At 65.0% G+C, this 8,296-nt stretch carries 8 protein-coding genes; all 8 read left to right on the forward strand.

Features of this window, described 5'->3' with window-relative positions:
- Positions 1–101 precede the first annotated feature (101 nt).
- The 8 genes from AB4097_RS18685 to AB4097_RS18720 all read left to right on the forward strand — a co-directional run bounded on the left by AB4097_RS18685 (position 102) and on the right by AB4097_RS18720 (position 7,889).
- Positions 102–2,699: a TIGR02302 family protein gene (locus tag AB4097_RS18685; protein WP_442042295.1), complete on the forward strand. Its 2,598-nt coding sequence runs from the start codon at positions 102–104 to the stop codon at positions 2,697–2,699.
- A 75-nt stretch (positions 2,700–2,774) separates the two neighbouring features.
- A complete protein-coding gene (locus tag AB4097_RS18690) occupies positions 2,775–2,966 on the forward strand; it encodes a twin transmembrane helix small protein (protein WP_009763302.1) in 192 nt (63 codons plus the stop codon).
- A 159-nt stretch (positions 2,967–3,125) separates the two neighbouring features.
- Entirely contained in the window at positions 3,126–3,710 is a 585-nt protein-coding gene (locus tag AB4097_RS18695) for an acyloxyacyl hydrolase (protein ID WP_442042297.1), read from the forward strand.
- Between the two features lie 26 nt (positions 3,711–3,736).
- The gene (locus tag AB4097_RS18700) at positions 3,737–4,312 is read left to right on the forward strand and encodes a cob(I)yrinic acid a,c-diamide adenosyltransferase (protein WP_442042299.1); all 576 of its coding nucleotides are present in this window, start codon (positions 3,737–3,739) and stop codon (positions 4,310–4,312) included.
- 9 nt (positions 4,313–4,321) lie between these two features.
- Positions 4,322–5,029, forward strand: a complete 708-nt coding sequence (locus AB4097_RS18705) for a rhomboid family intramembrane serine protease (RefSeq protein WP_442042301.1) — start codon at positions 4,322–4,324, stop codon at positions 5,027–5,029.
- A gap of 195 nt (positions 5,030–5,224) precedes the next feature.
- The gene (locus AB4097_RS18710; protein WP_442042303.1) at positions 5,225–5,974 is read left to right on the forward strand and encodes an electron transfer flavoprotein subunit beta/FixA family protein; all 750 of its coding nucleotides are present in this window, start codon (positions 5,225–5,227) and stop codon (positions 5,972–5,974) included.
- A gap of 14 nt (positions 5,975–5,988) precedes the next feature.
- Complete coding sequence (locus AB4097_RS18715) at positions 5,989–6,933, forward strand: electron transfer flavoprotein subunit alpha/FixB family protein (RefSeq protein ID WP_442042305.1); 945 nt, start codon at positions 5,989–5,991, stop codon at positions 6,931–6,933.
- 74 nt (positions 6,934–7,007) lie between these two features.
- Positions 7,008–7,889, forward strand: coding sequence for a 3-hydroxybutyryl-CoA dehydrogenase (locus AB4097_RS18720; RefSeq protein WP_442042307.1), 882 nt, complete (start codon positions 7,008–7,010; stop codon positions 7,887–7,889).
- The last annotated feature ends 407 nt before the right edge of the window (positions 7,890–8,296 follow it).

Here is an 8,296-nt window from a genome sequence, read left to right on the forward strand (position 1 = left end):
TGAAGCTCCGTGCGCAATTGACCGCTGGTCATCCGGGTCTCGCGTGCTAGCTTTTCCAGTGGGGGTTCACTGCACATTGCGTGCAGCGGGAGATGTTTGGCATGAGCGAAGGCCCGAACCCGTCGCCAGGACGCAGCCCCCTGAACCAGCGGTTCGGACGTCTGGTCGCTCATGCGCGCTGGTCCCTCTGGTGGGAGGAAGCCTGGCCCCGGCTCTGGCTGCCGCTCGCCATCGTGCTTCTGTTCTTCACCCTCTCGTGGCTCGGCCTCTGGCTCGATATGCCGCCCCTGTGGCGCTCCATCGGTTTGGGGCTCTTCACGGTAGCCTTGCTCCTGTCGCTCTGGCCGCTCTTTCGCCTGCGCATGCCCAGTCGGACACGCGCGCTCGACCGGCTCGACCGGGACACGGGCCTGAGCCACGGCCCGGCCCGCGTTCTCGACGATACGCTGGCCCTCGGCTCGGCGGATCCCGGCACCAAGGCGCTCTGGGCTCTCCATCGCAAGCGGGCTGAAGAAACCGTCGGTCGAATGCGCGTCGGCCTGCCCCAGCCCGATATGCCAAAGCGGGACCGTTATGCCTTACGCGCCGCAGGCCTTCTCGCCCTGGTGGCGAGCGCCTTCGTGGCGGGACCGGAAATCGGTTCGCGGCTCACTGCTGCCTTCGACTGGCGTAAGATCGAGACCGCCTCCCCGTCCTTCCGCATCGATGGATGGATCGATCCGCCCCTTTATACCCGCACGCCGCCGCTGATGATCGACCTGGCGCGGGGGCAGAACCTGCGCGCGCCGATCCACTCGACCGTGGTGATCCGGATCGCCGGCGAGGGCAGTGCGGAGGTCACGCCGGGCAAGGGCCTGACGCCCCTTCCGGCCAAAGCCAATCAACGCGCCGACATGCGCGAAGAGCGCTACACCCTCGACGGATCGAGCGAGCTGACGGTCAGCACTGGCTTCGCGCATAGCGTGACGCTCACCATCGAGGCCATTCCCGACAGCCTGCCCGAGATCGCCTTCACCATGCCGCCCGAGATCAATGCGCGCGGCACCTTCACCCTGAGCTACAAGGGCAAGGACGATTACGGCATCGCCTCCCTCGACGGGATCGTGGAGAAAGCCGACAACAGCAAGGGGCGATCCCTCGTCCCCGCACCCCAGCTCACCCTGGCCCTGCCGAGCCATGAGGAGAACGCCCCGGACACCAAGTCGCCGGTCGACCTCACGAACCATGCCTGGGCCGGCGCGCCGGTCACGATCCAGCTCAAGGCCAAGGACGAAGCCGGCCAGGAGGGGCTGAGCAACAAGATCACTTTCACCCTGCCGCAGCGTCCTTTCACCAATCCTCTCGCCAAGGCGCTGGTCGAGCAACGGCGCAATCTCGTGCTCGCGCCCGACGACCGCAAGCGCGTGCAGGTGGCGCTCGACGCGCTGCTGATCGCTCCGGAGGAATACACGCTGCAATGGGGTGTGTTCATGGGCCTGCGGGCCGGTGCGGAGCGCCTGCGCGTCGCCAAGACCGATCAGCAGCTGCTCGATGTGGCCGATTGGCTCTGGGCCATGGCGCTCCAGATCGAGGACGGCAACCTCTCCGATGCGGAGCGGGACCTGCGCGCCGCCCAGGAGCGCCTGAAGGAGGCCATGGATCGGGGCGCGCCGGACGAGGAGATCCGCCGCCTGACGGACGAACTGCGGCAGGCCATGGACAAGTTCCTGCGCGAATTCGCCCAGCGCATGCAGCAGAACCAGCAATCGCAGGACCAGAACCAGCGCACGCCGCCGGATCGGATGATCTCCCAGGACGACCTCAACCGCATGCTGCGCCAGATGGAGGACGCCATGCGCCGGGGCGACGTGGCCGAGGCCCAGCGCCTGCTCGAACAGTTGCGCAACATCCTCGAGAACCTGCAGACGGCGCAGCCCAACAGCCGCATGACCGATCCGCTCGGGCGCGAGATGAAACAGGCCATGCAGGATATGGAGGATATGGCGCGCGAGCAGCAGAACCTGCGCGACGAGACCTTCCGCGACGGCCAGAACCGGCGCATGCAGCAGGGCGATCGCCCCCGCCAGGGACAGCGTCAGGGCCAGAGGCAGCAGGGACAACGCCAGCAAGGGCAGCAAGGTCAGCAGGGCGACGATCAGGAGCAGACCGAGAACGGCCAGGCCGGGCCGGACCAGGATCCGCTCGGCCTGCGGCAACGACAGCAGGCTCTGCGGGAAAGGCTGGAAGAGCTGCAGCGCCGCATGCAGGGCATGGGAATGCAGAACGAGCAGGGCCTGGGCGATGCCGAGCAGGCCATGCGTGAGGCCGAAGGCGCCCTGAGCCAAGGTCAGGACGGCCCGGCGGTGGACGCCCAGGGCCGGGCGCTGGAAAACCTCCGGCGCGGCATGCAGGGCATGGCCCAGCAGATGCAGCAGATGCGGCAGGGCGACGGCCAGGGAAACGAACAGGCCAGCGGCCAGGAGGATCCCTTGGGGCAGCCGAGTGGCAATCGGCAAGCCGGCCAGCGCGATACGGACCCCTTAGGTCGTCCGATGCGGAATCCGGATAATCCCGACGGGCGTGTCGAGGTGCCCTGTCCCAATTGCTCGCCGGCTCAGCGAGCTCAGCGAATCCTGGATGAATTGCGGCGCAAGCTGGGCGACCCGAGCCGGCCTCAGGAAGAGCTCGATTATTTCGAGCGGCTGCTGCGGCGGAATTGATCTGACGGCAATCGGCCCTCTTGCCTCTCCTCCGGGTTCGGGCCACGGTCGCCCGAACCTCTCGATGGAATCACAATGACGAGCTTTGTCGATTTGCTTGTGCCGATTGCGGTGGTGGCCGTCGCCTTCGTGCTGCTTCTGGGCCTGATCAACATGCTGCGCGGCGGCAATGCCAATCGGTCGCAGCACCTCATGCGCCTGCGGGTCCTGCTGCAGTTCGTGGCGATCATCGTGATCATGGGCGTGATCTGGTGGCGCGCTGCCTGACGTTGGGGCATGCGTGGAAAACCGGATCCTTGTCCACATGATGGCCCCGGCATCTCCGTATTGACACTTTTTCGCCACGGTTTGTATTAAGAGAACGTTAGCCATAACGGCATAGCCTGATGGCCTAGATTTTATTGATTTACGGATCTCTTGATGCGCATGAGCCCAGCCATAGGCATGAGCCTTCTCGTCCTGTTTATGGGGACGTCGGGCGTCCTAGGCTCCGAATTCAAGCGGCAAACGAGTTCCTCCCAGGCCTCAGCCCAGCCGAGCCTGCTGTCGGAGTTCCGTTTTGGATTCTCCGCTCAGGATCCTTGGGGCCCGGAAGGACAGGACGGCTCCGCCAATCTCACCGGCGAAATCCTTTTTGCTAAACCGTTTACCGCCTCGGACCTTTTCACCAGCTATTTCATCCCCCGGCCGCATGTGGGCGGCAGCCTGAATTTCGACGGACGGACGAGCTTCGCCTATGCGGGCCTGTCCTGGACCGTCGACGTCACGCCTGACATCTTCGTCGAGGGCAGCGTCGGTGGCGCCTTTCACAATGGCAAGGATCAGCCGCTGGCCCATCGCCAGGAGTTCGGGTGCTCGCCTCTCTTCCGCGAATCGGGCTCGGTGGGCGTGCGCCTCTCCGCCAATTGGAGCGTGATGGCGACCGTGGAGCATCTCTCCAATGGCGGCACCTGCTCGGACGAGAATAGAGGCTTGACGAATGTCGGTGCGCGGGTTGGGTATTCGTTCTAATCGAATTCCCAACCTTCGGGCTCTACATGGTCGTCCTCAACCGCATCTATACCCGCACCGGCGACAACGGCACCACGGCCCTGGCCGCCGGGGGACGCCGCCCGAAATTCGATCTGCGCATCGAGGCCTATGGCACGGTCGACGAGACCAATGCCTGCATCGGCCTGGTTCGCCTCCATACGGCAGGCCATGAGATCGACGCGATGCTCGGCCGCATCCAGAACGATCTCTTCGATCTCGGCGCCGATCTCGCCACCGTCGAAACCGGCAAGCCCCTCCCCTACGAGCCCCTGCGGATCACTCAAGGGCAGGTCGACCGGCTCGAACAGGAGATCGACCGGCTCAACGCGGAGCTGTCGGTTCTGCGGTCCTTCGTCCTCCCAGGCGGCACGCCCGCCGCGGCGGCCCTCCATCTCGCCCGCACGGTCAGCCGTCGCGCGGAGCGCCTCGTGGTGGAGCTCATGGAGAAGCCGGACGAGAAGGTGTCTCCGGAAGCCGTGAAATACCTGAACCGCCTGTCGGATTTTCTTTTCGTTGCGTCCCGCTACGTCAATGACAAGGGCGCACTCGACGTACTATGGGTGCCCGGGCAGAACCGTTAGGAGCGCCCCATGTTTCTGCCGCTTCACGATGGCGTCCCGCTCAGGAACATGAAGACGCCGCTCGCGACGCGGTTTCTGATCGGCGTCTGCGTGGTCGCCTATTTCTTCACCTTCTACGGCCCTCTCGGCGAGGACGCGGTGGTCGGCGGCCTGGGCTTCATCCCGTCGGTCCTGTTCGGCACCGAGGTTCTGCCGGAAGGCTATCCCTTCGTCCCGGTCGAGCTGACGCTCGCCACCAACATCTTCCTACATGGCTCGCTGTTCCACCTGATCGGCAACATGCTGTTCCTCTGGGTGTTCGGCGACAATGTGGAGGATGCGATGGGGCATGTCCGCTTCATCGTTTTCTTCCTGCTCTGCGGCATGGCCGCGAGCCTGGCCCACGCCTTCATCACCACCGAGCCGCACCGCCCCCTGATCGGCGCCTCGGGTGGCGTGTCGGGCGTGGTGGCCGCCTATCTGATCCTCTATCCTCGCGTGAAGATCTGGGGCCTGTTCCTGAAGGGCATTCCGCTGCACCTTCCGGCCTATTGGACCATCGGCCTCTGGTTTGCCCTGCAGCTCGCCTCGGCCTTTCTCGGCGGAGACGAGAGCGTGGGCTGGTTTGCCCATCTGGGGGGCTTCCTTGTGGGGGCTGCTCTGATCCCCTTCATGCGCCGCCGCTACGACCCCGTGCTCGCCCGCGCCCAGGCGCAGGAAATGCAGGCGCCGCGCTGACGACCGGAACGCCTCTTAAAAGTGGTTTCCACTTTTCGGCCCGATGCCCTTCATAGGCTGGCGCATCGGGTGTTCCCTAAAAGTGGTTTCCACTTTTCGGCCCGATGCTCTAGGTTCCCATCCGCCTTTTTCCTATATGTCCGGAGGGCTGGCTTTCGGCCATATCCGGATCCGACCTTTGGTGAGGACAAACGAATGAAGCTTCTTGTCTGCGTGAAGCGGGTAGTGGACTACAACGTGAAGATCCGGGTGAAGCCGGACGGGTCGGGCGTGGAACTGGCCAACATCAAGATGTCCATGAACCCCTTCGACGAGATCGCCGTCGAGGAAGCGGTTCGCCTGAAGGAGCAGGGCAAAGCCACCGAGATCGTCGCCGTCTCCATCGGCCCGCAGCAGGCGGGCGAGACCATCCGCACGGCGCTCGCCATGGGGGCCGACCGCGGCATCCTGGTCAAGACCGACGCCAATGTCGAGCCGCTCGCCGTGGCCAAGATCCTGGCCAAGGTGGTCGAGCAGGAGAAGCCCGACCTGATCATCTTGGGCAAGCAGGCCATCGACGACGATTCGAACCAGACCGGCCAGATGCTGGCCGCCCTGCTCGGCTGGCCGCAGGGCACGTTCGCGTTCAAGGTGAACGTGGGCGAGGGCTCGATCGACGTCACCCGCGAGGTCGACGGCGGCCTGCAGACGGTCGGGCTGAAGCTGCCCGCCATCGTGACTACGGACCTGCGCCTCAACGAGCCGCGCTACGCCTCGCTGCCCAACATCATGAAGGCCAAGAAGAAGCCGCTCGACGAGACCAGCCCGGAGACGCTCGGCGTCGACGTGGCCCCGCGCCTCAAGGTGGTCAAGACCGCCGAGCCGGGCGGGCGCAAGGCGGGCGTGAAGGTCGGCTCCGTGGCCGAACTCGTCCAGAAGCTCAAGACCGAAGCCGGCGTGCTCTAAGGAGAAGACCCATCATGACCACTCTTCTGATCGCCGAGCACGACAACGCTCACCTCAAGGACGCCACCCACAAGGCGCTCTCGGCCGCCAAGGCTCTGGGGGCGCCGGTGCATGTGCTGGTCGCAGGCGCGAACGCCCGCGCCGTCGCTGACGCCGCCGCAAAGCTCGACGGCGTGGAGAAGGTGCTGCTCGCCGACGCGCCCGCGTACGAGCACCAGCTCGCCGAGCCGACCGCCGCGCTGATCGTGTCGCTGGCCGGTTCCTACGATGCCCTGGTGGCGCCGGCCACCAGCAAGGGCAAGAACGTGATGCCGCGCGTGGCCGCGCTCCTCGACGTGATGCAGGTCTCCGACATCACCAAGGTGGTGTCGCCCGACACCTTCGAGCGGCCGATCTATGCCGGCAACGCGATCCAGACCGTGCAGGCGACGGATCCTAAGAAGGTGATCACCGTGCGCACCGCCGCCTTCCCGGCAGCGAGCGAAGGCGGCTCGGCCGCGATCGAGACGGTGAATGCCGCCGACGATCCGGGCGTGTCGTCGTTCAAGGGCGAGGAGATCGCCCAGACCGACCGGCCCGAGCTGACCTCGGCCAAGATCATCATCTCGGGCGGACGCTCCCTCGGTTCGGCCGAGAACTTCACCACTTATATCGAGCCGATCGCCGATAAGCTCGGTGCGGCCATGGGCGCGTCGCGCGCGGCGGTGGATGCGGGCTATGCTCCCAACGACTGGCAGGTAGGCCAGACCGGCAAGGTGGTGGCGCCCGATCTCTACATCGCGGTGGGAATTTCAGGGGCCATTCAGCATCTGGCCGGCATGAAGGATTCCAAGGTGATCGTGGCGATCAACAAGGACGAGGAGGCCCCGATCTTCCAGGTCGCCGATTACGGCCTCGTCGGCGACCTCTTCCAGATCCTGCCGGAACTGAAGGAGGAGTTGACCAAAGCCGGTCAATAAGGTCAGGAATAGTGACGGTCCGGGCGGCCCTCCGCCCGGCCGCATGTGGCGATTGGATGCAGGCAGCAGATCAGATGGGCATAGAGATCAAAACGGTTGGCGTTGTCGGCTCGGGCCAGATGGGCAGCGGCATCGCCCATGTCTGCTCGCTCGCGGGGTTGAACGTCCGGCTGAACGATCTCTCGGAAGATCGGATCAATGCGGGGCTCGCTACGATCAACGGCAACATGGCGCGCCAAGTCTCCAAGGGCGTCATCACCGATTCGGAGCGGCAGGCCGCGCTCGAGCGGATCAAGCCCGCCCGCACCTACGACGATCTGGCCGTCTGCGATATCGTCATCGAGGCCGCGACCGAGAACGAGGAGGTGAAGCGCAAGATCTTCACCAGTCTCAGCCCCTCGCTGCGCCCGGACGCCCTGCTTGCCACCAACACCTCGTCGATCTCGATCACGCGCCTTGCGGCCGCGACCGACCGGCCGGAGCGGTTCATCGGCATTCACTTCATGAACCCGGTGCCGGTCATGCAGCTCGTCGAGCTCATCCGCGGGATCGCCACCGAGGACCACACCTACGAATCCGCCAAGGAATTCATTGCCAAGCTCGGCAAGACATCGACCGTTTCCGAAGATTTCCCGGCCTTCATCGTCAACCGCATTCTGCTGCCGATGATCAACGAGGCGATCTATACCCTCTATGAGGGTGTAGGCTCCGTGGAAGCCATCGACACGGCCATGCGGCTCGGCGCGAACCACCCCATGGGCCCGCTCCAGCTTGCGGATTTCATCGGCCTGGATACCTGCCTGTCGATCATGCAGGTGCTGCACGAGGGCCTGGCGGATTCCAAGTACCGCCCCTGCCCGCTCCTGGTGAAGTACGTCGAAGCCGGCTGGCTCGGCCGGAAAACCAAGCGCGGCTTCTACGATTATCGCGGCGAGAAGCCGGTCCCGACCCGCTGAAGGTATCGACTGAGGATCTGAGGGCGAAACAATCGCCCTCCGCTGTTCCTGCGGCTCAGACTCCAATCCATATGACAGGAAGATTCCGGATCGGCGCGCTCGACGGCGTGCAGACGCCGCCTGGGAAGAGCCGCGTCCGCAAGACCGAAGGCCTAAGGCACGACGGCTGCCCAGATGATCCGCACGGAACGCTACGGCGCTCACAGGTTCGATACCTACCCTGCCGGACGTTCCGGCAGCGGGCGAACAAGGCTTAGAAGGTAGCGTCCCGGGAGGTGGTGTAGGAGCGGGCCGCGAGGGCGGCATGCGAAGCTCCCCATAGCGCAGCATGCCGCCTGTGAGGTGGTCATCGCCAGTCTTCGGTTAGAGTTTGGGTTGCGACACCTGACCCTGACCCCGGAGACGAC

This window comes from Microvirga sp. 2MCAF35, from assembly GCF_052115545.1.
In the GTDB taxonomy this organism is placed as follows: Bacteria; Pseudomonadota; Alphaproteobacteria; order Rhizobiales; family Beijerinckiaceae; genus Microvirga.

Coding starts and splice junctions, on each gene's coding strand:
- AB4097_RS18695 (WP_442042297.1), top strand. CDS start 3,126: ATGAGCCCAGCCATAGGCATGAGCCTTCTCGTCCTGTTTATGGGGACG.
- AB4097_RS18700 (WP_442042299.1), top strand. CDS start 3,737: ATGGTCGTCCTCAACCGCATCTATACCCGCACCGGCGACAACGGCACC.
- AB4097_RS18690 (WP_009763302.1), top strand. CDS start 2,775: ATGACGAGCTTTGTCGATTTGCTTGTGCCGATTGCGGTGGTGGCCGTC.
- AB4097_RS18710 (WP_442042303.1), top strand. CDS start 5,225: ATGAAGCTTCTTGTCTGCGTGAAGCGGGTAGTGGACTACAACGTGAAG.
- AB4097_RS18705 (WP_442042301.1), top strand. CDS start 4,322: ATGTTTCTGCCGCTTCACGATGGCGTCCCGCTCAGGAACATGAAGACG.
- AB4097_RS18715 (WP_442042305.1), top strand. CDS start 5,989: ATGACCACTCTTCTGATCGCCGAGCACGACAACGCTCACCTCAAGGAC.
- AB4097_RS18685 (WP_442042295.1), top strand. CDS start 102: ATGAGCGAAGGCCCGAACCCGTCGCCAGGACGCAGCCCCCTGAACCAG.
- AB4097_RS18720 (WP_442042307.1), top strand. CDS start 7,008: ATGGGCATAGAGATCAAAACGGTTGGCGTTGTCGGCTCGGGCCAGATG.